This is a genomic window from Bifidobacterium asteroides, from assembly GCF_048001765.1.
Lineage (GTDB): Bacteria > Actinomycetota > Actinomycetes > Actinomycetales > Bifidobacteriaceae > Bombiscardovia > Bombiscardovia asteroides_K.
The window spans coordinates 724,025-748,951 of record NZ_CP181447.1 but is presented as its reverse complement, the minus strand read 5'-3'; the positions used below and the strand labels follow the sequence as shown (position 1 = coordinate 748,951).

16 protein-coding genes are annotated in these 24,927 nt (G+C 55.2%); 5 read left to right on the top strand and 11 right to left on the bottom strand.

Annotation, left to right across the window (positions count from 1 at the left end; all coding sequences use genetic code 11):
• Positions 1-15: 15 nt before the first annotated feature.
• From ACNAOV_RS02795 to ACNAOV_RS02760, 8 genes are all read right to left on the bottom strand, one after another.
• Positions 16-2,391 carry a glycoside hydrolase family 2 TIM barrel-domain containing protein gene (locus tag ACNAOV_RS02795; RefSeq protein WP_416518131.1) on the bottom strand — a complete coding sequence of 792 codons (2,376 nt, stop codon included), beginning with the start codon at positions 2,389-2,391 and terminating at the stop codon, positions 16-18.
• A 23-nt stretch (positions 2,392-2,414) separates the two neighbouring features.
• Positions 2,415-3,260 (bottom strand): ABC transporter ATP-binding protein, encoded by an 846-nt coding sequence (locus ACNAOV_RS02790; protein WP_416517877.1) that lies wholly within the window; start codon positions 3,258-3,260, stop codon positions 2,415-2,417.
• A gap of 5 nt (positions 3,261-3,265) precedes the next feature.
• Complete coding sequence (locus tag ACNAOV_RS02785) at positions 3,266-4,168, bottom strand: ABC transporter ATP-binding protein (RefSeq protein WP_416517876.1); 903 nt, start codon at positions 4,166-4,168, stop codon at positions 3,266-3,268.
• Positions 4,165-5,178, bottom strand: a complete 1,014-nt coding sequence (locus ACNAOV_RS02780; RefSeq protein ID WP_416517875.1) for an ABC transporter permease — start codon at positions 5,176-5,178, stop codon at positions 4,165-4,167. Before ACNAOV_RS02780 ends, ACNAOV_RS02785 begins: the two co-directional genes overlap by 4 nt.
• A gap of 9 nt (positions 5,179-5,187) precedes the next feature.
• Complete coding sequence (locus ACNAOV_RS02775; protein ID WP_229281668.1) at positions 5,188-6,222, bottom strand: ABC transporter permease; 1,035 nt, start codon at positions 6,220-6,222, stop codon at positions 5,188-5,190.
• 29 nt (positions 6,223-6,251) lie between these two features.
• Entirely contained in the window at positions 6,252-7,934 is a 1,683-nt protein-coding gene (locus ACNAOV_RS02770) for an ABC transporter substrate-binding protein (RefSeq protein ID WP_198205956.1), read from the bottom strand.
• Between the two features lie 330 nt (positions 7,935-8,264).
• Positions 8,265-10,109, bottom strand: coding sequence for a sialate O-acetylesterase (locus ACNAOV_RS02765; RefSeq protein ID WP_416517874.1), 1,845 nt, complete (start codon positions 10,107-10,109; stop codon positions 8,265-8,267).
• Position 10,110: 1 nt separating this feature from the next.
• A complete protein-coding gene (locus ACNAOV_RS02760; RefSeq protein WP_416517873.1) occupies positions 10,111-12,303 on the bottom strand; it encodes a glycoside hydrolase family 3 N-terminal domain-containing protein in 2,193 nt (730 codons plus the stop codon).
• Positions 12,304-12,590: 287 nt separating this feature from the next.
• Here ACNAOV_RS02760 and ACNAOV_RS02755 point away from each other — a divergent pair, with 287 nt between their 5' ends.
• The gene (locus ACNAOV_RS02755; protein WP_416518130.1) at positions 12,591-13,619 is read left to right on the top strand and encodes a LacI family DNA-binding transcriptional regulator; all 1,029 of its coding nucleotides are present in this window, start codon (positions 12,591-12,593) and stop codon (positions 13,617-13,619) included.
• A gap of 175 nt (positions 13,620-13,794) precedes the next feature.
• On the opposite strand, the gene xylA is transcribed toward ACNAOV_RS02755, so the two are convergent.
• Together xylA and ACNAOV_RS02745 are read right to left on the bottom strand one after the other, a co-directional pair.
• Complete coding sequence (gene xylA, locus ACNAOV_RS02750; RefSeq protein WP_416517872.1) at positions 13,795-15,138, bottom strand: xylose isomerase; 1,344 nt, start codon at positions 15,136-15,138, stop codon at positions 13,795-13,797.
• Between the two features lie 463 nt (positions 15,139-15,601).
• Complete coding sequence (locus ACNAOV_RS02745) at positions 15,602-17,605, bottom strand: family 20 glycosylhydrolase (RefSeq protein WP_416517871.1); 2,004 nt, start codon at positions 17,603-17,605, stop codon at positions 15,602-15,604.
• Positions 17,606-18,025: 420 nt separating this feature from the next.
• Between ACNAOV_RS02745 and ACNAOV_RS02740 the strand changes: the two genes are divergently transcribed.
• Positions 18,026-19,303, top strand: a complete 1,278-nt coding sequence (locus ACNAOV_RS02740; protein ID WP_416518129.1) for an ROK family protein — start codon at positions 18,026-18,028, stop codon at positions 19,301-19,303.
• On the top strand, positions 19,293-20,192 hold the full coding sequence (locus tag ACNAOV_RS02735; RefSeq protein WP_416517870.1) for a carbohydrate kinase family protein: 900 nt from the start codon (positions 19,293-19,295) through the stop codon (positions 20,190-20,192). Before ACNAOV_RS02740 ends, ACNAOV_RS02735 begins: the two co-directional genes overlap by 11 nt.
• 102 nt (positions 20,193-20,294) lie before the next feature.
• Here ACNAOV_RS02735 and ACNAOV_RS02730 read toward each other — a convergent pair whose 3' ends face one another.
• A complete protein-coding gene (locus ACNAOV_RS02730) occupies positions 20,295-21,770 on the bottom strand; it encodes a DASS family sodium-coupled anion symporter (protein ID WP_416517869.1) in 1,476 nt (491 codons plus the stop codon).
• 301 nt (positions 21,771-22,071) lie between these two features.
• On the opposite strand from ACNAOV_RS02730, the gene ACNAOV_RS02725 reads away from it, so the two are divergent.
• Together ACNAOV_RS02725 and ACNAOV_RS02720 are read left to right on the top strand one after the other, a co-directional pair.
• Positions 22,072-23,694 carry an NAD-dependent malic enzyme gene (locus ACNAOV_RS02725; protein ID WP_416517868.1) on the top strand — a complete coding sequence of 541 codons (1,623 nt, stop codon included), beginning with the start codon at positions 22,072-22,074 and terminating at the stop codon, positions 23,692-23,694.
• Between the two features lie 242 nt (positions 23,695-23,936).
• The gene (locus tag ACNAOV_RS02720; RefSeq protein ID WP_416517867.1) at positions 23,937-24,881 is read left to right on the top strand and encodes a LysR family transcriptional regulator; all 945 of its coding nucleotides are present in this window, start codon (positions 23,937-23,939) and stop codon (positions 24,879-24,881) included.
• The last annotated feature ends 46 nt before the right edge of the window (positions 24,882-24,927 follow it).

Genomic DNA, 24,927 nt, shown 5'->3' with positions numbered 1-24,927 from the left:
ACTTGCAAAACCCGTTCAAGACATCAGACATTCAAGGACAGCAGGCTCCATGCCTTCAGCCTGGGCCATGATTTTTGCAGGCCCGGCTTCACCCGTCCCTCCTATCACCACGCCGCACTGCCCCTGATAGGCACGCACCTGCTTTGCCCCATAATCACCATTGCTTAGCAGACACCCATCGTCCAGCCCAACCATTCGAATCGGCCCCTGAATTTCGAAATGAATTAAAGGACTGCTTCTAAAACACAGGACCCGGTCCTTGTCAACACACCTGAGTCCGATCAGACACCTGAAACCTTTATCAGCGGGAAAACGTTGCATAATGCCAGAATCCGTCTTGTCCGACTCAAAAAGCCCAATACTGGCCGATTTGGTATCTGGACCAAAAAGAAGCCTCGCGGGTTTGCTTGGGGTTTGCACTGTTTGTTGACAGACCTTCTTCCCATTTCTGTAGCCTTCCACATGTACGCAGCCGGGTATGTAGGGCAGATAGCCTTTAATGCAACGGTTCCTCTCCTCATTCGGCTGTTCTAGGTGGAATTCCTTCCCATTCAGGAACAGACGAACCGTATCGCAGTTGGTGGCAATCATGAAAGGCAGGACTCTTCTTCTGGTTCCAGGAAAGTCCCAATGATGCAGGTATGGGGGCATATCCCAATGTTCTTTGACTATCTCGTCAGGCTGGCTATAGTCGAGAACACAGAAATGGACCATCGGTTCCCGAGACCAGTAACTCTGCATCAGGAAATAACCGGTTTTGGGAATGTTGTCAGTCCTAATCAAGGCTCCACTCCAACCCTTGGAAGGATAACCCATGGATTCACCTAGATAGTCGAATCCTGCCCATATGGCCCCGCCTACAACATAGGAATGTTCAAAAGGTACAAGATTGGGGTTGGCGTCAGTGAAGTTCTGCATCTGATCGGGGTGACCCGAGAAATATTGGTAGACCTCAGAACCAAAAATCGGTTTATCGCTGATTGCCTTGTGGATCCGCTCATACCATTGTTCTGCATAATTGACTACCACCATGTCGCTGACATCTGCAACAGCCTTGATGCATCCGACAATTTCATCCAGGTCGGAGATTTCCTCATTGGCCGAAACATCATCCGTGGCCTGGACTATGCCATCCCCATTATTGCTCTGATCGGGTCGCTGGAAATGGGGGCTCAGGGCACAACAGGCAGGCCTGGTTGGATCAAGTCCGTGGGCATAATCGACCATCGTTGACAGGGTCCTAAGCATAGCCGGCTGGGCCTGGTGCTCTACTTCGTTGCCCAGACCCCACATGACCACCGAGGGGCGATTTCTGTCCCTGTACATGAGTGCTGCAAGGTCTTCCTTCCAGTGCTCAGCGAAGAAATGCTCATCATGCCCGCTGAACCACTTGTCGAAGGCCTCGTCATAAACATAGAAACCCAGTTCGTCGCACAGATCCAACAATTCAGTAGGATGGGCATGATGCGCCGCCCGAATGCCATTGCAACCCATTTTTTTCAACAAAAGCAACCGCTGGCGTAATAGATCACTGGAAGTCCTGGACCCCATGCATCCTAAATCCTGATGCAGGCACACCCCCTTGAAGATGACCTTGCTTCCGTTGACCAACATCCCCTGTTCAGCATCAAAACTCACTCGGCGCAATCCGATATGCAGCTTAAGATCATCTATCAATTGATCGTCAGAGTACAGTCCTATATGCAACTTATAGAGATATGGATCTTCGGCGCTCCACAGATGTGCATGCGACACACTCAACTTCAGCGTTCCATCCAGGTTCTCCAATTCGCCCGATGCTGCAACGATGCCGTTTTTATCAACCAGTGATGCCCTGATGTGCAGATTGCACGGTTCATGTTCTCGGGTGGAATGGACCAGAGGAATTCTGCATGACAGGTCTGCCCGAGAACTTTCCACATCGATATGCTGCTTTATACTGACCCTATCCTGGTCCAAATGAGGGTTCGAGGCCTCTACTATACTTAGTTGCCTATATATTCCTGCGCCGCTGTACCATCGGTCGGGAGGGGTCCGAGTATTGTCTACACGAATAAGAATCTCATTCTCCCCTGGGTGCACAGCGTCCGACAAATCACAGGAAAAAGGCGAATACCCGTAGTCATGGCCTCCTACATAGACCCCGTTCACGTGTATTGAGCTACATTCATATATCCCGTCTGAATGAATCCAACAGGCTTTGCTCGCAGGTCTTTCATCCATATGAAAGGTCCTGCGGTACCAGCCAATCCCCCAACGATCACGAAATGCTTGTTCACCACCCCCGGGCATGTCCTCCTTGACCGGTCGTTCGATAGCCCAATCATGGGGCAGCTCGACTTCCCTCCATTGCCCAGGTGCCCGATCATCGCAGAATTCCCATCCGTCCATCAGGCTTGTGACAGTGCGCCTCATCAGGAAATACCCCCTTGACGCTCCTTCTCCTGCCTCTTCGCTTCTTCCTGGCGCTCAAAGTAGCGTTCGGGATCCGGGGCAGCGTTGAGCAAAATTTTCGTGTAGCTGTTCTGCGGGTGCAGGATGACCTGGTCGGAAGGCCCTGCCTCTACAATCCGGCCTTTCTGCATGACCATAATCTTATCGGAGAAATGCCTGGCCGTAGCCAGATCGTGAGTGATATAAAGCATTGCTAAATGATCTTCATGCTGAATTTTCGCCAGCATGGACAGAACCCCGACACGCAAGGACACATCAAGCATGGAAACCGGCTCGTCCGCTATAAGAATCTTAGGACCGGGCGCAAGAGCGCGGGCAATGGCCACCCTCTGCCTTTGACCGCCTGACAACTCGTGTGGACGACGCCACATATATTCTTCGGCAGGATATAGATCCACTCGTTTTAGTAGATCTGCAACTTTCTGCACATACTCCTCCTCACTGGATGCCATTCCATTAACCTTCATAGGTCGAACAAGATGGTGATAAATGTTGTGGTACGGATTGAGAGAAGCGAAGGGGTCTTGGAACACCATCTGAACATTGTGCCGGTACCGATAGAGTTCGCGCCCCTTATGCGGAACCAGCCTGCCATCCAGTTTTATCTGGCCGGATGTCGGGGATTCCAGACAGGTGATCATCCTTGCAATAGTGGATTTGCCCGAACCTGATTCACCGACCAAAGCAACGGTTTTGCCTGATTCCAAGATGAAATTGGCATCTTGCACAGCATGGATGGTTGTGTGCTTCAGGCCTTTGCGCAGCTCGAAATCCTTGCTGACATGTTCGATACTCAGCTTGGCCATCAAAATCACCTGTCCTTCTCTTGATAGGAGCGAAGCAAAGAACCTCTGTCGCCTGTCAAGGACGGGAAAGAGGTCAGGAGTTTCCTGGTATATGGGTGCTTGGCATGTCGATATATCTCGTGCGAATCATTATGCTCCACTATCTTGCCGTCTTTCATGACGGTGATCGTGTCTGTAATCTCCAAAAGCATGGGCAGGTCATGGGTAATGAAAATAACGGCAAATCCCTGCTCGCGCCTTAACCTGGAAATCTCCTCTATGATTTCTCGCTGTACAACCACATCCAGTGCTGTTGTCGGTTCATCCATGATAATCAATTGCGGCTCAAGCGCCAGAGCCATGGCTATCATTACGCGCTGTCTCATTCCCCCCGACAGCTCGAAGGGATAGGCGGCCAATCGATTCGGGTCCACGTGCACCATCTCAAGAAGATGGGCGCATCTATCTTGGCGCTCCTTGGCCTTCATGGACGGTCGGTGCGTCTTGTATACATCTCCAAGCTGTTTGCCGATTCTCGTCACAGGGCTCAAAGAATTCATAGCGCCTTGGAAAACCATGGAGCATTTTTCCCACCGGTAGTTCCTCAGTGACTGACCCTGCAAAGCACGGACATCGATATCTTCACCGCTCTTATCGTGGAAGATGACCGTCCCGGATTTAATGGTCCCAGGGGGTTTCAGCAGTTGATTGATGCTGTAAGCAAGCGTTGATTTCCCACAGCCTGATTCACCGGCAAGGCCCATCATCTCGCCTCGATGAAGTTCGAAAGAGGCATTCTGCACGGCATGGACGGGTGAGTCGGTTTCATATACGACATCAACATTGTTAACGCTCAGGAGTACCTGGTCTCGCTCAACTGAAGAAGAAGACCCGTTCATGATATTCGTTCCCTTGTTATTCTCAATCATTCCTGGCCACCTTTTCCTTCCAGGGTCTTGTCCGGGGCGGATGTCCTTTTTCGTCCATGCTTGTGCCCCTTAGGGGTCTTTACACTTGCATTGCGCAGATGCGGATTAATAACCTCATCAATGGAGAAATTGACGAAGGACAAACCAGCGCCGACCAGGGCAATCATCAATCCCGGCGGCAGGAACCACCACCATGCACCAGCATTCAGGGCTGATCCATTTTGGGCATAGAACAGCATGGTTCCCAAAGAAAATTGACTGGAGGATCCCAATCCGATGAAAGAAAGGGACGACTCGCTCAGTATGGCTCCGAGGACACTGAAGGTAAACTGGGAAGCCATAACGGGCAGAAGGTTAGGAAGAATCTCTACGCAGATGACACGCAGGGGGTGTTCACCGGCAATTCGTGCAGCAAGAACGTAGTCACGGCCTCTGATTGAAAGCGTCTGTGCCCTGAGAACTCTGGAAGCGCCGGCCCAAGCCGTCACTGATATTACAGCCACGAGCATGCCTGTGCCTTTATTCGGAATCATCGCAGCTATGACGATGGTCAGCGGCAGCCCTGGAATAACCAGCATGACATTGGTTATGAGCGCAAATGTCTCATCCACCCATCCACCGATATAGGTCCCCAGCACGCCAAAGATTGTGGAAAGTATGAGGGCGATGACTCCGACCGAGAACCCTATGATCAATGAGCCTCGGGTGGAATAGCCTAGCTGTGCCAGGACATCCTGTCCCGACTTGGTCGTTCCCAGTAGATGCGAAGCCGATGGACCAGTAAGACCGATATCGCTGATCTGATTGGGCTCCTTCGCGAACAGGGGCAGGAAAATGGCCACCAATAGGACCAACCCAAGAATGGAAAGGCCGGCGACCAGACGAGCGGAGCGTTTGGGCAGCATGCCCTTGATTATGGCCAAGCGGCTGTTCCTAGACGCCCTATTCATGTTGCCAACAAGCTTTGTATTGTCGACAGAATTCAACTGGTTAGTATTCTCCTCTGGCATGGTGATACCTCAATCCTGAATTCTTGTACGGGGGTCCACAAGACCGTAGAGCAGGTCAACTATGAAATTGACCACCAGCACTGTAACGGTAATGATCAGGAAGAGCCCCTGGAGGAGTGCGTAGTCATTGCTTTGTACAGCCTGCAACATCATTTGGCCGATCCCCGGGTAGGAGAATACCTGCTCTGTCAGCAACGATCCCCCCACTACGTGCCCAAGCGAAGTTCCAAACCCCGAAAAAGAAGGCAGGATTGCGTTTCGCGCCGCGTAGCCGTACTTTATACGGCGTGGAGAAAGCCCCTTTGCCTCTGCCGTTGTGATGTAATCTTCAGACAGGGTTGAAACCATCATGTTGCGCATGCCGATTACCCCAGCTCCCAAAGAAGATACAAGAATGGCCAAGGCCGGCAGACACGCATAATACAGGGCGCTGGATATGAAATCCCAGGAAAAACCAGGAGTGACGCTTCTATAGTCATACCCGCCTGACAAGGGAAAGATATTCAGGGTCTTGGCAAAAAGCCAGATGAAAATCAAAGCCAGCCAGAAGTATGGAACGGACTGGAAAACCGTTGCCACCGGAGAGACGATATTATCGAAGAGCCTGCCATGTCGCCATCCTGCTGCAATACCCAAAAGCTGCTGGATAAAGAAGGAAATGACAGTCGTGCATCCGACCAGCGCTACAGTCCACGGCAGCGCCGAAGCGATGCACTCGGTAACCTGCGTCGGGAAGAATGTGACTGAAACACCCCAATGCCCTGTGAAGATGTTCTTTACATATTCGAAATACTGCGACACAATTCCCGTCTGGGTATCGCCCAGCATAGACTGAACAGCCGCCCTGGTCTCTGGAGCAATTGCTCCGCCCTTGGCAGCAAGCCTATCTATGAGGGAGTCAACAGGATTACCCGGCATCATTCTCGGTATGGCAAAATTGATAGTAATCGCCGCCACGAAGGCCACCAGGTAAAACCCAATTTTTCGAAGATAGAATTTCATTTTGTTTCCACCCCAGGATGCTTTCCTGGTGGGGGATGCCATCCGACCTCCCCCACCAGTGGAAAGCGATGTTACTTCAGATTGAGATTCTTGATGACGATACCCAGATCGGGATTGGCCCAGGTCTGCGGATTTGCATAGAGATTATCCTTGGTCGGATATCCATTGACCTTATCGGTCCAGGTCTGAACCTGGCCACCTTGCCGCAGCAGCGGAATATAGGGCATGTCCTCGAAGACCTGCTTTTGAATCTGCGAGTATGCCTTCTTTTTGACCGCTGAGTCGGTTGTACTGTTGATGGTCTCCAATGCTTTGTTGACAGTCTCATTATTGTACCTGGCATAACCTGGGTAGGCTGTCTGGCCCTTTGGCGCGGTCTTCGCCCCGTTGAACCACTGGTTGTAGAAATTCCAAGCTTCAGTCGCATTTGGCAACCACAGGCCGTAAATAGTCAGATCGTAGTCTCCCTTGCGTAGTCCCTGGCCCCACTCATTGGAAGAAACCTGCTTGGTTTTCAGCTCAATGCCAATCTTTTTAAGCTGCTGATTCGCCACATCAATAGCGCTAATCCAGTCAGAAGTTCCATTGGTGACCGCGACCTCGAAGCTCAGCGGTTGTCCATCCTTTTGATAGAGCCCATCGCTTCCCTTGGAGTATCCGGCATCTTTCAAAATTTGCTCAGCCTTATCGGCCCTTGCTTTCATAGGTACCGGGGAATCTTCAACTGACTTGTCGAAATACTTCTCATACTGTTCAGTCGGGTAAAGCGAGCCATTGATTTTCAGGTATGAATTATTGAATGAGAGCTTATTGAGCTGTCCACGGTCGATCCCGTAGTAGATCGCCTTGCGAACAGCAGGGTCTGTAATCGGCCCTTTGCAACCCAACTCTGCATTTGAGCAAGTAATCAGTGAGACTTGGCTGGAAGGCAAATTCACCTGCTTGATGGCAGGCTTGCTCGAGAGGACCTGATCGGCATTGACTATATTCAGGTTTGCCCAGTCCAACTGACCGGCAAGAAGCGCATCTTGCTGCGACTGGGTATTGGAATAAACAATGTACCTGATACCAGCAATCTTCGGCTTCCCCTTATCCCAATAGTGCTTATTTCTCTTCAGCGTGTATGACATGGAAGAGAAGTTGCCGCCTTCAACAGTCAGAGGACCGCTTCCAACGGCTTTTTCGTTGGTATCGCTAACTGGATCCTTCTTCTTCTCCCAATCGTGTTTAGGAACTATATACACCGTTGTGAGGAAAGTGAACCCGTTGGCGGATTGAGGTTGGTCGAAGTCCAGCTTAACTTCGTTCTCGTTGATTTTGGATGCCCTCCCGTGGAAACCAACCGTGTTCAGAGCACTGTTCTTGCTCAACAAGTCAAAGGTGTATACCACATCATCCGCAGTAAAAGGCTGTCCATCCGACCAGACCACGTTCTTACGCAAATTGATCTGGATGGACTTGGCATCCTGACTCATTTTATACGAAGTCCCCAGCAGAGGCTCCAGCCCTTTGGTCCCGTAGCTGTTGCAGAAAAACAGCCCCTCATACAAGCCTCCGTTTGTCCCCGTAAGAGCAAGGGAGGAGAAAGGATTGTAATTGATTGTAAGAGCCGTGGTCGCGTTCGTGGGTGCGCTGATGATGACATCCTTCTTCTCAGCACTCTTTTGTGCGGAACCACAGGCCGATAGTGGCAGGAGGGTCGCAACGGCGGCTAACCCCGCCGTAACGACCCTGAAAATTGAACCCTTTTTCATTACAAACTCCGTTCATCTTCGAACCCAGATTTGCCATCATAGACATCTCGGCGATTCCCGAAAGACAGTTTCGAGAACCGGTTTAATTTTGATTCGTTTTCCGAAAAAAGTCAAGTTGTCTTATCGTTCTATCGTCTTTTACGCATGAAAACCAACTATTGCAAGCATTTATGTAGACGAAACTTTCGATGTCCTATATTACGCAATGACCGCCCTTACACTGATCGCAATTCTGAGGCGGCTTTCTAATATGTCCATCGATGCAAAAATGCATGATCACGCCGATGTCCATACCTGAATGGACATGCCATAGACCCGTCTATTACCTGATCAATGGATCTCAAGCTCAAAGGGGCTGGCTGGAAGATTCTCCGAATTGTAGAGCACCGGCTTGGCCGTATCAGACCATGCGTATCGTATCGTTTTCCCACGAGGATCGAAACCGTCCTGCACCAGACACTCCACCATACTTCCGTCGCGGATATCGGCTTTGATCAAGCCAACGCCGGGGACTTCCATAGGCAACGGCCCGGTTTGCACCAATCCTTCTCCGACATGAGCAAAAGAGACCCTGACCGTATGCTTTTCCGCGCACCAGCTAGCAAGAAGCGGCATAGGGCCGCACGGCTCACCCGACTTTCCATAAGACATAACGCCTGCGGCCTTGGCGAAGGAATGGGCTATGGACTTTTTATCCAATGGGTGCAGGTCATTGTCCTCGCCCATCCCCAAAGTCACAATCATCATAGTGTTAGGAAGAACTTCGGATGCCTTCCTCTGCTCATCACGCAGCCTGGGCCAGTAACGTTGGTGCTCTAAACCATAATTAGGCAACTGGGCGAAAATAAATGGAACAGATGAATCATCCAGTATCCGACGCCATTCATCGATCAAAGCAACCATTCTTCGCGCGTAGGCCTCAGGATTACCGGTATCGGCTTCACCCTGGTAAAAAAGCACACCACGAACGTGATAGCCCGATAAGGGATTGATGACCGTATTGAAGTCCCCGACAGGCAGATGGGTAAAGAAAGTCTGTGCCCGCAGATCGGGCATATCAGCCCCTCTCCTGACCGCCCAAGGCCCCTGACGATCCAAATCGATAAGATTACCGCTGCTCAAAGCCAGCACATGACGTTTGCCCTCAGTCAATCCCCCCTGCCCGTGAACCATCTTCAGCCTTATGGTCAGTTGGAAGTCGCCCTCCAGCTTTTCCAACGAATAATTCCGTGGAGGATACTGGTAGCCGACTGCGCCAACCTGACGGCCATTCACGAAAGTCTGGTCCGCATCGACCATAGTGCCTAGCCGTAGCTGAGCCTTCTTCCCCCAAAATTGTCTGGGCACGTGTACGTATCGCCTCAGCCAGACGGATCCTGAACCCGTAAAGCTGAACCTGCTTATATCTGCGGGCTCGATTCGCTCCCAAGACGCATCATCAAGGCCAGGCTGTTCCCATCCGTTGCTCAGGCCCGGATCCCGACTGTCCAATCTCGAGTAATACTTATGCTCATCAGCAGCGAACGCCTCTTCTTCCCGATGAATGTGCTCCTGGTCCAATTCATGCAAATCCGGAGGCAGAGCTGCCACTCGTGCCAAGGTCTGTTCACTGAGCCAAGAATTTATGCTCGATCCGCCCAGAGCCGTCATTATAAGGCCAACAGGAACGCCTTCCTCGCGGCGAATATCCAGGGCAAAGAAGAATCCGACAGCCGAGACATCATAAATATCTTCTTTTAAGGCAGCTCGCCAAGGACCGCCGACAAAGTCACGATGACGTTTAAGAAAATCGACCCCTGCATCTGTCTTGATGTATCTGATCAAAGAATCCCCGCATGCTGGCGCATCAGGAAACCTGGTCAAAATCCTCCTGACTGGAAGCTCCATGTTTGACTGGCCCCCAAGAAGCCAAACATCGCCGTAATATAAGTCCTCGACGGTCAGTGACTCGTCCTGGCTCTCCACGGTCATGGCAAAAGGGCCACCAGCTTCATGGGGAGGCAGACAAGCCTCCCAACGCCCGGATGGATCGCTCTCGACAGTATCGGACGCTCCGTCTACTGCGATGCGGACCCGCGCATGTGCCCGGGAAAGCCCGCGAATCTTAAGAATGCGGTCACGCTGGAGAATGGCGCCGTTGCCAAAGAGCGGCGACACTGAGAGTTTCTTTTTCATATCACTCCGTTTTCCCTGCTACGGCCGCAGGACCCGGTTTCAGTATTCGAACACCGCCCGTAGCAAAGTTGACTTCGACTGGCCAGGGAGCTTGACCCAACAATTCCACTGAACGTGCATCCGGCTGACTGATACCTGCATAGAGAGTGAAGAAATCCCCATCGACAACCATTTTTCCCTGGCTATCAAACTCCATAAAGGCCTCTGGTCCGATTTCCAGATCGGCTACAACTTGTTCATCTGGCGAAAGATCAACCCTGGTAAAAGCCACAAGATTCCAGTTCGGCACCGACAATCCAGACTCATGATGGGCCAGATATATTTGAACCACTTCGCTCACGGGGTAATCACCCTCATTCCGAATCGGGACACCGACTGAAATACGCCTGGAGCCACCGGAAAGAACGACCGAAGGCCTGTCTACCTTGGTTTGTGAATATGTCAACCCATAACCGAATGGATACAGAGGAAGCCTGTCGAGGAAACGATAAGTCCGATTCCCAAGCTCATACTCCTGGAAGGAGGGTAGACCGGCATGAGTTCTATAGACAGTAATCGGTAGCTTGCCAGAAGGCGATGTTTCCCCCAGAAGCACGCCTGCCACCGCTCTGCCGCCCTGACCGCCCGGGTACCAAATCTGCATAATGGCCGCCATGTTTGCGTGATCCTCCAACCCGTGCAGGGCGAAGCCGCCACCGCCAACAAGAAGAAGGACGACAGGTTTGCCGACATCCAAGAGAGCGCGGAGCAGATGTTCCTGACGTCCAGGAAGACCTAGTTGCCCTCTATCGCCTGCCCCCATAGAGTTGCCTGCATCGCCCTGCTCGCCTTCAATGCTGGAATCCATCCCCATCACCGCAACTACCAGATCGGAGGCTGCTGCCATGGCCAGAGCTTCCGATTCGCCTTCATCCTCATGGGCCAGTTCCGACCTGGCATGATTACCCGTTAGAGAGCAGCCCTGGGCATAGCGGACAGGCATAATGCCTTTCAAAGCCGATTCCATACCCTGTAGGATCGTCGTGGAGTGGGTGGGAGTGCCGAAGTAATTGCCAAGAAGTGCACTTCTTGAGTCAGCCAGGGGGCCCACCACGCAGACAGAACCGTACGCATTAGTATCGAGGGGCAGAATTCCTGAGTTATGGAGCAGGACGAAGGTCTCTTGGGCCATGTGCATGCTCAAATCCCGGTGATCCTCCGTGTCGCACTGATCTATTCCGATAGAGTCGTACGGACAGTCGTCCGCGAACATACCGAGACGAACCCGAGTCCGAAAAACCGGTTCCAGAGCCTCCCGGACCTCCTCTTCACCAAGCTGACCTGCAGCCAGCGCATCTGCAGTGGCCCCAGAGCATCTTCCTGTACATAGATTCACGCCTGCCCTGATAGCCAAAACCATCGTTTCCTGAGCGTCTGCAGCATAGGTATGGTCTCCATAAACGTCTTCCAATGCCCAAGCGTCGGTAACGACATGACCTTGGAAACCCCATTCCTGACGGAGTATATGATTGATCAGTTCAGCATTGACACTGCAGGGAACACCATTGAGCGAGTTGTAAGCGGTCATAATTGACTCGACATCAGCTTCCTTCACTGCTGCCTTAAAAGCTGGAAGATAGGTTCTGTACAATTCCTGCAGGCTTATGCGAGCATCGAAACCATGCCGTATGGCTTCAGGACCTGAATGAACGGCAAAGTGTTTTGCGGCCGCAGCCAATTTGAGATACTTGCCCTCTCCTTGAAGGCCACGTATGAAGGCCACGCCCATACGAGAAGTCAGATAAGGATCCTCACCGTAGGTCTCCTGTCCTCTTCCCCACCTTGGATCACGATAGATATTCAAATTCGGCGACCAGTAGGTCAGCCCCTTATAGATATCCCTGTCACCGAGCTGTACGGAACTGTTGTACTTAGCCCTTCCCTCTGTAGCAATCACCTCCGCAACAGAGTGGAGAAGATCCGGATCAAAACTTGCCGCCATCCCAATGGCTTGAGGAAAAACCGTCGCGGTCCCGGCCCGTGCTACTCCGTGCAAACCTTCATTCCAGTAGTTGTAAGGCGGAATGCCCAGCCGTTCTATACCAGGTGCATCATAATTAAGCTGTTCCACGCACTCATGTGCTGACATCCCCGCAACTAACGCCTTTGCTTGGACAGCAGCTTCCTTACGCGACAACCTTTTCATTCCAGCCATCTCTGCCTTTCACTGCAAGTTGATCGATTGTGCCAACAAGTAAGAGCCCTATCGCTTCAGCACCACGTGGAATTGGCTTTGAAATAAAGACTCCAATGGCTCGCACCAGATGAACACTCATCATGATCAGTTTCATCATTATCGAATGAGATTATATTATATTTCGCTAACAAATTCAAAACTTAAGTTTGTGTTTATTAAAACACGGGACATTTATCCAAATAAACTGATTCTCTATATGGAATTTCTGAAAGCGAAAATTTCGAGATATAATAATAACTATGAATATGAACAATGGGCGTAAGCCCACTAGCTCTTCCGGAGTCAAGCCACGTTTGACGGACATCGCCAAACAAGCAGGAGTGTCTATAGCTACAGTTTCAAAAGTCATCAACGGCCGGCCGGATGTATCGGATGGCACAAGAGAACATGTGGAATCTCTCCTGGAAAGTGTCGGTTATTCCAGGCCGCTTAGAGCGCAAAAGACCAATAACAATATTGAAATCGTTTTTCAGAAATTCGACAGCATCTGGGGAATGGAACTCCTTCAAGGCGTGTGTGGAGCGGCCAGAGAGCACAACTGCAGCGTCACCATAGCCGAAAGCGGCAATAGACGTTCCCCCTCTTCAGCCTGGGTCAACGGCGTCCTCGAGCGCAGGCCTCTGGGTGTGATTCTTGTCTTTTCAGATCTGTCCAAGAAAGAGCGCAAACTCCTCTCGTCGCGTCAAATACCTTATGTGATCTTGGACCCTTATGGCAATCCTTCAGTATCAACTGCCTCTGTAAGAGCCGATAACTGGACAGGTGGCTTGACTGCCACCCGGTTTCTTATCCGGCAGGGGCATAAAAGAATCGGCATCATCAACGGTCCCAGGAAGATGATGTGTTCCAAAGCCAGATACGATGGATACTGTGCTGCCCTCGAAGAATCAGGCATCGCTGTTGATCCAAGTCTTGTCCGGTACGGCGACTTTACCGTTGATAGCGGCAGGCGCGAAGCATTTTCGCTTTTATCAAACGGCTCCATACCTTCTGCCATCTTCGCGGGAAGCGATCTTCAGGCCATGGGCCTGTACGAAACTGCTCGTCGGCTCCATCTACGCATACCGGATGATATATCAGTAATAGGATTCGACGACATACAGGCATCCGCGTTTCTCGGACCAGCGCTGACGACGATCAGACAGCCTATGGCTGAGATGGCCTCCCAGGCAGCCTCAATGCTCTTTGACATGCATATGGGGAAGAAAGTCAGTCATGAGGTCGTTTTCCCCACCAGGCTGGTCGTGCGCTCTAGCACAATCGAACATTCTTGACAGCCCTGATGCGTCATGTCAGCCATTCTTTGATTGAATCAAAATCACGACGCGGAATACAACTACTCATAAATCACAATAAGTCTACACAACTCATGATGAGCGGACACCCAGAAAGATCCTGCGCGATACGTTTGACAGCTCACGCAGGATCTGCAATGTGGCGAAAAGAATCTCAGGCCTGAGCCAGAGTCTCAACGATGTAGTTGTTGATAGTGGCCTTGACCACTTCAAGATGGTCGGACTTGTCGGCGGCGATCAGTTCGGCCTGCGGCTTGTCAAGGCTGTATTCCTCCAGGGAGGCCAGTGTGGCCGTGCCGTCCTTTACCGTCAAGCCGATACCGGATTCGAAGGAGGAGTAACGCTCCTGCTGCAGCTGCTCGATGTAGCCGTCCTCATGCATCTTGGCTGCGACCAGCAGACCGGCAGCATAGGTATCCATGCCCACGATGTGGGTCCTGAAGAGGTCCTCAGGCAGGAAGGAGGAACGGCGCGGCTTGGCGTCGAAGTTCAGACCTCCGCGGGGGCCGATGCTTCCGTTGGCCAGCACTTCCCACATGACTGCGGTAGCATCGTTGAGATCCGAGGGGAACTCGTCCATGTCCCAGCCGATAAGCTTGTCACCCTGGTTGGCATCCAAGGATCCCAGGAATCCGGCCTCACGGGCCACTCGGACCTCATGCTGATAGGTATGCATGGCCAGGTTGGCGTGGTTGCCCTCGATGTTGAGTTTGAAGTTATCCTGCAGGTCGTAGGTGCGCAGGAAGTTGATGGTGGTGGCCGCGTCGTAGTCGTACTGGTGAAGGGTGGGCTCCTTGGGCTTGGGCTCGATCAGGAACTGCGCGTCGAATCCAATCTCCTTGGCGTAGTCCACACACATGTGGAAGAGGGCGGCCATGTGGTCCTGCTCCTCCTTCATGCGGGTGTTCCAGAGGGATTCGTAGCCCTCGCGGCCACCCCAGAAGACGTAGTTCTCGGCACCGAGCCGTTTGCCGATCTCCAGGCTGTGCTTGAGCTGGCCTGCCGAGTATGCATAGATGTCAGCGAAGGGCGAGGTGCCGGCCCCGGCCTCGAAACGAGGATTGGTGAAGAGCGACGAGGTGTTCCAGAGCAGCTTGACGCCCGTGTCCTTCATGGCGGCCTCGATGCGGTCGATCACCTTGTCGAGATTGGCGTCGGTCTCGCGCAGGGTGTCGCCCTCGGGAGCCAGATCGCGATCGTGGAAGCAGAAGAACTCGACCCCCAGCTTGGTGAAGAGTTCAAAGGCGTAATCCACCTTGGCCAGCGCCTGATCCATGGGATCGGTGTAGCGGTAGTAGGGCCTCTGCGCGGTGGGATCGCCGAAGGGATCCACCAGACCCTGGTTGAAGGTGTGCCACCAGGCCACAGCGAAGCGCAGCCAGTCCTTCATTGGCTTGCCGGCCACCACCTTGTTCTTGTCGTAGTAACGGAAGCCCAGGCCTTCCTTGACGCCCTGGCGACCCACGTATTCGATCTTGTCAATGTCCCACAGACCCATCCGAAATGCTCCTTTGCCTAATGCAGTTGCCTTTACGGCGTTCACAGGGGAGGAAACCAATTCCTGCCTCCTGAACATTAGGGTAGAGGGACGGATTGATTTTGTCAATTCGTTAAATTATGTAGATTCAGTATCTCCGCCCTTGGTTCCACTCAGTTGATTTCAAGAAGCTCCTTCACCGCATAGGGTCCATTACCCAACAGGTACCCGACGACGAAAGCCGAACTCCTTTTGGTCCGATAATCTGTCCCGCCGGTTTCAAACCTTGACATAAGAAACCAGCCAAGGCGATGACCGACGGGCAGATGCTTGAGCGATTTGTTCAACTCGACATCTATGCAAACCTAAGACACTATGCATGGAAAGCTCAAAATGCCGCAGAGCAATCCTCTACTCATTGATGGTCATTCTCGCATTTTTCCCATCTTTCAATATGACCATCGCGACCGATCTAATCAGGAGTTCATCCCTTCCGAAGAATGTCGGCGAAGCCCCAGATCACAGAGGCGATCCGCCCCAGCTCCGATTCGCGGCTGACCTGACGCCAGACCGTGGCGTAAGACTCGAACCAGATCTCCAAAGCATCGGCCAAGTCCCCGTCGGCCATGGCATCCTTAGCTCCGGGCAGAACGCCATGGCGAACGGCCAGACTGCGACCCAGCGCGTTGAAGAGGCGCTGACCATGGACAGCCATCAACTGAGCCTGGAGAGTTCTGCGCGCATCAGCCCGGCATTCTGCGGCGGCTCTTCCCATGCGTGCAGCAGCGTCGACCAGCAGAGCGTCACGCTGATCCACCTGCTCAAAACGATTACGCAAAGCCATGAGCATATTCCGGCGTGCTTCCCTGACATCGGCAGATGAATTTAGCCCATTCATGCCTGGCAATGCAGAGGCCAGGAAATCAGCCACATCCTGGTTGAGGCCCCCATGGCCGTCATCCAGTTCCCAGTAGCGGACCATATCCTCCCAGCCAAAGACCGCACTGGAGCCCGCCTGGATCAGTGCCGGCAGATAGTCCCCTGTCGCATCCCCATAAATCAGCAGGCCCATATCCCTATCCACCTGGGCTCGATCATCGTCATCGGGGTTCCAGAAGCACTGGGCAGCGTAGGCCATACCGGGCAAGCTCATGCGCGGATCATTGATGTGCCCGTAATCGCCCCAATCGGTGACCATGGCCCCAACTGCACCGTACTGGATCCCGTATCGACTCAGACGGCTGATGTTGTTCCATGCATCGTCAATTGCGGGCAGGAGAAGATTCCAGGCGTGAACGGCTGAACAGACTACCTGCCGGGCTCCTGTGGAGGCCACAAGGGCAACCTTGTCAGGTTCCACCTGTGGGTCGTAGAGCCAGTTGAGCAACGTGCAGTCTTTAGGCAACCGGTCCAAGACCTTGGGCATGGACACAGCGACATCGCCCCAGAACATGGGATGGCGGCCCTGTGCATGCAGGTGACTGCACAGACTGATCAGATAATCGGCATACATATCAGCAGGATCCTTGCTGGAACCGTCCTGCCGCGAGCGTCCCTTGCCCAGATCGAAGGTCTCGTCTCCGCCGATATTGAAATTTCGCGTACGCATAAGCGGTGCGTAGGCATCAATCAGCCCTGTAGAGAATGCCAGGGCCTTCGGATGGTTGACATTGATGGTGTGATGCTCCTGGCGCTCTATAAAAGAGTAAGTCCGGTCCGCCTGCTCGGGAAACTCGCCTAGATCCCTGAATCCGCGAGTGCGAAGGTTGGTGTAATGGTGACCGAAAGTGGAAATCGAAGGGACCAACTCGATGCCCAGGCGGGCGCAATAGTCATCAAAGTCGGTAATCTGCCCTGGCTCCAGAGGGCTTGTGCCCCTCCAAGCCTCGCTCATGCCTGGGAAAGCCATGGTGTGCTCGATGTAGAGCTGCAACTGATTGAACTTATACAGGGCCAATATGTCCGCCCAGTGCCGCAGCCAGTCCATGGTGGGCACCCGGCCGCGGGTCACATCCAGGCTGTAGATGCGCGTTGGGTAGGCGGGGCGGTCCTGGATGTGCAGGGCCGGGAGCACAGGACCGCATTGCATGATGATCTGGCGAAAGGTCTGCACCCCCCATCGCAGTCCCTGACCGTCGCCGCCGCGGATATCCACGATCGGGTGGCGATCTCCCTGATCGGCGATACGCAGAAGATACTCTTGGGAATCAAGTTTTTGGTCCAGATCCAGACTGATCGCGCCGTTCCACGCCTGCCCTCGCGAATGATCCCAGACCATTCCCGTGGCCTGCTTAATGGTATCTGTCAACTGGTCGCTCAGGACGGAACCCAGCTCCTGGTCAACCACCGTACCGCAGACAATTCTGCCCGCCACTGGCAACAGCAACTGGCCCCGATCCCTTTGCAAGTGGAGCGGCCGGGGAATTAGGGCCAATGGCCGCTCCCTAGGCGGATCGGCGACGGCGTCGATACCATTTTCAAGACTCATGCTGCAGACCTTTCCCGAAACAGACTGATACCATTGACGACACCATCAACGGCATGCTCCAGCCACGACCATCGATGGCCACCGCATCAGTCTACCCATACGCCGGGGACGAGGAGAGATACCAGCACCCAGTACGAGCGGGCACTGGCAGAATCTAATATCCAACGCATAAGCAGCTTGCGCAGGGCGGTGAGCCTGCAAGAACTACGATCCATCGCAATGGTAAGGGGTACATGCTGACGAACTTTTTAAGCTGATGATGACGCGGCCAACGGTGAATTGCCTCTGTCGAGAAACCTTTAACAGGTTGAAACGAGTTGATACAGGTTGCGCAAGATTAATAAACGATGTTAATGTATAAACGTTGTTCATAAAGTACGCGGAGATCGCGTGGCTGTACCACTCAAGGAGGAGGTTGACATGCGCGGCAGTCCATACGCCAGCACACCAAAGGCCCTATCCGAGCTCAACCAGTCACGCATCGTGCAGTATCTGCATCAGCATGGCACCAGTTCACGAGCCCAGATGGCCAGGGACCTCAATCTGACGCCAGCTGCGGTGGGCAAGCTGGTAGGCCGTCTGATCGGCCTGGGCCTGATCAGCGAGACCGGCAACCTGGGCTCAGAGGGCGGCCGCCGATCCATCGGCCTGGCCCTGAACGCCGACCGCTACCAGGTCATCGGAGTCAAGTTCGCCCGCAGCCTGGTCAGCATCGGAGTTTTCGACATCAGCGGTCGTCTGCTGAGCTCGGAGGAGCTGCCCCCCGTCAACCCCGATGACATCCCCGATGCCGTATCCGAGGTCAGAACTCGAGTGGAAAGACGACTGGAGGCGAATCCCGCCATCGTGGCCGTGGGCGTGGCCGTACCGGGCCCCTACCTGCGCGAGTCCGGCCGCATCGCCTTGGTTACCAGCATGCCCGGCTGGCGTGGGGTGGACTTTATCCACGAATTCGGTCAGGCCTTCCGTGTACCTACCTTCATCGAGCAGGACGCCCGAGCCGGCGCGCTAGCCCAGAGCCTCTTCGACCCCCGCGTGAGCGCATCCAGCATGGCCTACTTCCTGGTGGGCGAAGGCGTTGGGCTGGGAGTCATCGACAGAGGCGCCCTGGTGGACGGCAGCCAGGGAGCGGCCACCGAGATAGGCCACGTCAGCATCGATTTGAACGGTCTGCCCTGCGAGTGCGGCAACCGTGGCTGTCTGGAATGCTATTGCTCGGCGGTAGCCATCCACCGCCGCCTGTGCCGGCCGGATATGCGGGATCACTTCCCTGGAGTCGAGGCCATGACCCACGCCAAGGCCTGCGCAAGTCTGTTCAACCAGGCCCGATCAGGTCAGCCGCTCGCACAGGCCCTGGTGGATCAGATAGCCGACTACGTGGGGTATGGCTGCGTGACCATCGTCAACGCCTACAACCCCGCCCAGATCGTCATCGGAGACATGGTAGCCGCCGCCGGAAACCATCTGCTGGAACGTGTTCGGGCCATGGTGTCCCAGCGAGCCCTGCCTGGCTTGCGCGAGCACACGCAAATCCTGCTCTCCAACCTACCTGCCGATGCCACGCTGACCGGGGCCGCCGCAGTAGCAGCCAACCAATTTTTGGAACACCCGGCCAGCATGGGCCGCACAGCTGTGAAATCAACAAGCACAAAGCGGGCGCATCGTCCGTCATCAGGAAAGGAACACCATGACCAGTAAACCCGTGGTCCTCAGCATCGGCGAGATCCTCTGGGACGTCCTGCCAACAGGCAAGCGGGCCGGTGGCGCACCGGTCAACTTCAGCTATCACGCCGCAAAGAACGGGGCGGAAGGCTATGCCATCAGCGCCGTGGGACGCGACGACCTGGGCCGGGAGCTTGAGGAGGCTGTTCACAAGGCCGGCGTCGATGCCGTCCTGCAACACAACGACCACCCCACCAGCACCGTCGAGGTCCAACTGACCGAGGGCATTCCCCAGTACGTCTTCAAGCCCGATGTTGCCTGGGATCATCTGGAATACACGGATGACCTGGCCGGGCTGGCCAGCAAGGCCGATGCGGTCTGCTATGGCACGCTGGGCATGCGCAGCAGCCAGTCCCGCGAGACCTGCCTGCAGGTGCTGCGCCACACCAAGAGCCATGCCATGCGCTTCTTCGATATCAACCTGCGTGGCACCTTCTACAGCAAGGATCTGATCCAGGAGCTGCTGGACATGGCTACGGTCTTCAAGCTCAACGACGAGGAGCTGGTCACCCTGCGCGACATGTTCCACGTTCCCGGAGCCACCGACGACGAGCTCTGCCACTGGTTCATGGACCAGTGGCACCTGGACACCATCGTGCTGACCGCCGGCAGCGATTACAGCACGATCTACCTGGCGGACGGCCAGTCCTCCCACCTGCCCACGCCTGAGATCACCGTGGCTGACACGGTCGGGGCCGGCGATGCCTTCTCCGGCACCTTTGCCATCAATCGCCTGCTGGGAGCCTCCCTGACTCAGGCCCACCGGGCTGCCGTCAACACCGCCGCCTTCGTCTGCACCCAGCAGGGCGCCTGGCCCGAGTATCCCGAACACATCCCCGACTACCTGGGCCAGCAGGGTAAATGATTCACGCACTTTGAACAAGATTTGGTCCCACCCGGTCGAACTGTCGACTGGACGGGACCAAACTTATATCTGCACCAGATCTATATCAACGGAATCCGGAATTTACCAGATGCCGATGAGCCGCCACCAGCCCAGGCCCACGGTCAGGAAGATGGCCACGGTCACCAGTCCGCAGATCAGACCAATCCGCAGGAACTCGGAGGTCTTGACATATCCGGCACCGTAAATCAAGGCCGCCGGCCCGGAAGCGTAATGGGTCATGGCGCCAATCAGACCACTGGCGCATCCCAGCATCAGCGCCGCAGGCATGGCGGGGACACCGGCAGCCACGGCCACGCTGACGAAGAGCGTGTAGATGGCCGCCACCTGGGCCAGCTCCGAAGCGAACATGTAGTGGATGAAGAAGTAGAAGACCGTCAGAATGACCAGGACCAGCACCCAGGGCATGCCCTTGACCAGTCCGGCAATGATCTCCCCTGCCCAGGTGGTGACGCCCAGGGTGTTCAGCGGTTCCGCCATGCCCACCAGGACGCCGAAGAAGATCAGTGTTGACCAGGCCGACTTGTTGGCCACCATGTCCTGCCAGGTGATGATCTTGGTGCACAGCAGCACGGCCACGCCCAGGAAGGCCACGGTGGTGGAGTTGATGTGTATCACCGAGCCGGTCGCCCAGAGGACCAGCATGACCAGGAAGGTCACGGCCATGATCCACTCGTGCATGCTCAGCGGACCAAGTCCCTTGAGTTCATCCTTGGCATCCTCCTGAGCCTGGGGCACGTTCCGCAGGGTGGGCGGGAAGATGCGGTAGATCAGGGCGGGAATGAGAATCAGGCAGATTAGGCCGGGCACGATGCCGGCCAGGGCCCAGGTGCCCCACCCGATGTCCACATGGAATTTCTGGGCCAGCTGCCCGACGACCGGGCCTGCCGCCATAGCCGTCAGGAACATGGCCGATGTGATGGCGTTGACATTGTTGGCCGTAATCGCCAGGTAAGCGCCGATGCGTCGCCGGGACTCATCAGTGTCCGGCTTTGAATCCTGCACGTCACTTATGGAGGTGATGATTGGGAAAAGAATGCCGCCCAGACGAGCTGTGTTTGACGGAGTGGCCGGAGCCAGGACCAGGTCGGCGGCCGAGAGCCCGTATGCTATGCCCAGACTGGACTTGCCCAATCTAGACAGAAAGACCAGCGCGATTCTGCGTCCTAGTCCTGTGGAGACAAATCCCTGGGCGATGAAGAAGGCCGCCACAATCAGCCAGATGGAGGCGCTGCCCAGTCCGTTGAAAGCCGCCTTCTTGGGATCCAGCGCCCCGGTCAGCATCCCCACGGTCATGCCGATGATGGCCACTGCTGATGTGGGCAGAGGCTGCAGAATCAGCCCTAGGATGGTGCCCACGAAGACTCCCAGCATGTGCATGCCCTGGGGGGTCAGACCCTTGGGAGGCGGAATCAGGAAGATGACCAGCCCTACCGCCACGCAAATCAGAGCCTTGACCAGCTGGCCCGTATTGAAAGGCTGAGTGGCCCGTGTCTGGGGGTCTCCCCCGCCCCCGCCTGTTCGTACTGCTTCACCCATCATTGCTCCTTCGCTCATGGTTCGGCGTATGACCGCCTGAAAACCGCCGACCTCCTCGTCGGCTTGCTCATGTGGACTTATGCTATGCGGCAGGCGACAGGGGCGACAAATAAGCGCTGCCTATATGTAGGAAGCCATAACCGGCAGTCGTTGATGACCTCAAAGACCCGTCAAAGACTGAAATGATCCCCTTAGCAACATATAGACGATGCTTATTTGCCGGTCAGCAAGGGGCTTTTCTAGGCTGATTGCAGAGGTCCGGCAACGCGGCCGGCCCCGATCGTGAAGGACAAGTGAGACCATGACAGGATTCGATACCATCAACGATTCCTATGCCAACCGGGGACTGGGATTCGACTATGAGCAACGGCGCGAGCTGAAGCTGGACGGGCTGCTGCCTGCCGCTGTGCAGGATGACGAACAACGCGAGCGCATCGTCTACCGCCGCTTCCTGGCCCAGCCCACCGATCTGGACAAGCGGCTCTACCTGATGAGCGTCTGCCGCACCGACCGTCGGCTCTTCTACAGGAGCATGGACAAGCACCTGACTGAGTACATGCCCATCGTCTACGCCCCGACTGTGGCCCAGTCCATCCAACGCTACGACGAATTCTATTCGGGCAGCGACGTGGCCTACATCTCCATTGATCACCCCGAGGGGATTGGCGACGCCCTGGACCAGTACGCCGGCGACCGACCCATCGACCTGGTGGTCTGCACCGATGCGGAAGGCATTCTCGGCATCGGCGACTGGGGTGCACAGGGTGCTGAGATTCTGACGGGCAAGCTGGCGGTCTACACCGCCGCCGCAAACATCGACCCTTCGCGCGTTCTGCCGGTGATGGTGGATGTCGGTACCAATCGTCAGGCCCTTCTGGACAATCCAGACTACGTAGGCAACCACTTCGCCAGGGTCAGAGGCAAGCGCTACGACGACTTCATCGATGACTTCGTCCAGCAGGTCCTGCAGCGCTACCCGGAGGCCCTGATCCACTGGGAGGACTTCGGCAGGCCCGAGGCGGCGCCTGTCCTCAAGCGCTACCAGGACCGGATCCTGACCCTGAATGACGACATTCAGGGCACCGGCGTGACTGTACTGGCCGCCCTGATCGCCGCCAGGAAAATCGCCGGAGCCGACCCCAAGGACACCAGGATCATGGTCTTCGGCGCAGGGACCGCCGGTGTGGGCATCGCCGACCAGATCGTGGACGACCTGATCATCCGTCAGGGCATGGATCCCGAGACCGCACGCAGTAGGGTCCTGCTCTTCGACCGTCAGGGGCTGATCGAGCAGGGTCAGGATGATCTGACCGAGGGTCAGACCCGTTACGCCCGCAAGCCGGATGAGTTCGCCTCAGTCACCGACAAGACCTCACTGGCTCAGGTTGTCGACGCCTTCCAGCCCACGGTGCTCATCGGCACCTCGACCAGGGCCGGAGCCTTCAACCAGGATGTTGTTGAGGCCATGGCCAAGCATGTGGAGCGGCCTCTGATCTGCCCCATTTCCAACCCCACGGAACTGGCCGAGGCCAAGGCTGCCGACGTGATTGCCTGGACCCATGGCCGCGGCTTCGTCATCACCGGCACCCCCTCAAAGCCTGTTGATTACCAGGGGGTCACCTATTCCATCGGACAGGGCAACAACGCCCTCATGTATCCCGGCATCTGCTTCGGGGCCATCGTCGCCAAGGCACGGCTGGTCACCAAGGGGATGCTGTTGGCCGCAGCCTACGCCATCTCCGACATGATCGACGTGGACAAGCCCGGAACCGCCGTATTGCCGCCGGTAGCCGATCTCAAGGAGATTTCACGTCGAGTCGCCACTGCTGTAGCTGCACAGGCGGTCCAGGAAGGCCTGAACCGTGAGCCGATTGAGGACGTGGATGCCGCCGTTGCCAAGGCACAGTGGCACTACGACGCCTGAGCGAAATCTGCATCTTCGCTTCTTGCGACATTGAAATTGGGGTCCGGCCGGCACGATTGATAATCAATAATCGTGGCGGCCGGACCCCAGTCATGAGTCATGATCTGTCAATATTTTCAAGGGTCAATCTTCTCAAGTCCAGATGATAATGATATGGTTCTTATAAGTAGTCTTTCGCCAAAGTTGACGGATAAGCAATAAAGACAAGCAATAATCTGAGCACCAATCAAGGGAAGCGGCTCATGACCTATATGGACAATGTCCGCGACCTCGAGCTGCTTACCATGCTGGCCCGGTACGGCAGTTTCACCGACGTCGCGTTGGAGGCGGGCATCTCCCAGCCTGCCGTCTCACAGGCCATCAGAAGACTGGAAAAACGTCTGGGAACCAGGCTGGTCCAAAGGCAGCGCTTCGGCGCAGGTGACGGCACACAGCTCACCCAATCCGGAAGAACAGTGGTGGACCACGTCGGCCAGGCATTGGACCTTATTAACTCCCTGCCTGAGGCCTTGGCTGCGAGGACCGGGATTCGACGGCGCACAATCGGCCTGCCACCCATCATCTCTTCACTGCTGAGCTCCGGGCAGGGGCGGCAAGGGCAGTGCGAACCAGACAAGAACACGACCGTAGAAACCATAGGGTCCCAAAAGCTGCTGAGCCAGATAGAGGCCCACCGTGTGGACTACGGGGCGGTTGCCAGCGTCAACGAGTCGCTGAGCGTGGATGGTGTGGAGACGACCAAGCTGGCCTCCTTCCCCTTCGGCATGGTCTGCACCCAGTCCATGGTCGAACGGCTGGGCACGGCGGGAATGACCAGCCTGCACCCCGAGGATTTGTCCATGCTTCCCGGGGATGTCCCCTTCGCCACCCTCAACCGCGATTTCGTCCATGCCCAGGCCGCCCAACGGCTGATTCACCTGTCTGAACCGGTCAGTCATCTGATTGAGGTCTCCGACGTGGAAACACTGAAAATGGTGACCACATCCGGCCTGGTCTGCAGCCTGATCACCTCGGCCGGCGTGCATCCCGGCGACGGCCTGCGCTTCATCCCCTTTGCCGGTGATGACATGCCTCGCTTCAACGTCTTCCTCTTCAACGACACCAAGCGCGAGGCCTTCCACGAGGACGTGGAGGAGGTGCATGCCTTCAGCGACTATGCCACCAGCCGACTGGGCTCTGTGGCTTGACCGAATTGGAGTCAATGCCGAGGGAGAACGGGAATATCCGCAGCGT

Bases quoted from the DNA above. Each gene is read 5' to 3' on its own strand.
- ACNAOV_RS02760 (WP_416517873.1), bottom strand. From the start codon at position 12,303: ATGGCTGGAATGAAAAGGTTGTCGCGTAAGGAAGCTGCTGTCCAAGCA.
- ACNAOV_RS02735 (WP_416517870.1), top strand. From the start codon at position 19,293: ATGACCAGTAAACCCGTGGTCCTCAGCATCGGCGAGATCCTCTGGGAC.
- ACNAOV_RS02730 (WP_416517869.1), bottom strand. From the start codon at position 21,770: ATGGGTGAAGCAGTACGAACAGGCGGGGGCGGGGGAGACCCCCAGACA.
- ACNAOV_RS02785 (WP_416517876.1), bottom strand. From the start codon at position 4,168: ATGATTGAGAATAACAAGGGAACGAATATCATGAACGGGTCTTCTTCT.
- ACNAOV_RS02765 (WP_416517874.1), bottom strand. From the start codon at position 10,109: ATGAAAAAGAAACTCTCAGTGTCGCCGCTCTTTGGCAACGGCGCCATT.
- ACNAOV_RS02795 (WP_416518131.1), bottom strand. From the start codon at position 2,391: ATGGACGGATGGGAATTCTGCGATGATCGGGCACCTGGGCAATGGAGG.
- ACNAOV_RS02725 (WP_416517868.1), top strand. From the start codon at position 22,072: ATGACAGGATTCGATACCATCAACGATTCCTATGCCAACCGGGGACTG.
- xylA (WP_416517872.1), bottom strand. From the start codon at position 15,138: ATGGGTCTGTGGGACATTGACAAGATCGAATACGTGGGTCGCCAGGGC.
- ACNAOV_RS02755 (WP_416518130.1), top strand. From the start codon at position 12,591: ATGAACAATGGGCGTAAGCCCACTAGCTCTTCCGGAGTCAAGCCACGT.
- ACNAOV_RS02780 (WP_416517875.1), bottom strand. From the start codon at position 5,178: ATGCCAGAGGAGAATACTAACCAGTTGAATTCTGTCGACAATACAAAG.
- ACNAOV_RS02720 (WP_416517867.1), top strand. From the start codon at position 23,937: ATGACCTATATGGACAATGTCCGCGACCTCGAGCTGCTTACCATGCTG.
- ACNAOV_RS02775 (WP_229281668.1), bottom strand. From the start codon at position 6,222: ATGGCATCCCCCACCAGGAAAGCATCCTGGGGTGGAAACAAAATGAAA.
- ACNAOV_RS02745 (WP_416517871.1), bottom strand. From the start codon at position 17,605: ATGAGTCTTGAAAATGGTATCGACGCCGTCGCCGATCCGCCTAGGGAG.
- ACNAOV_RS02790 (WP_416517877.1), bottom strand. From the start codon at position 3,260: ATGGCCAAGCTGAGTATCGAACATGTCAGCAAGGATTTCGAGCTGCGC.
- ACNAOV_RS02770 (WP_198205956.1), bottom strand. From the start codon at position 7,934: ATGAAAAAGGGTTCAATTTTCAGGGTCGTTACGGCGGGGTTAGCCGCC.
- ACNAOV_RS02740 (WP_416518129.1), top strand. From the start codon at position 18,026: ATGCGCGGCAGTCCATACGCCAGCACACCAAAGGCCCTATCCGAGCTC.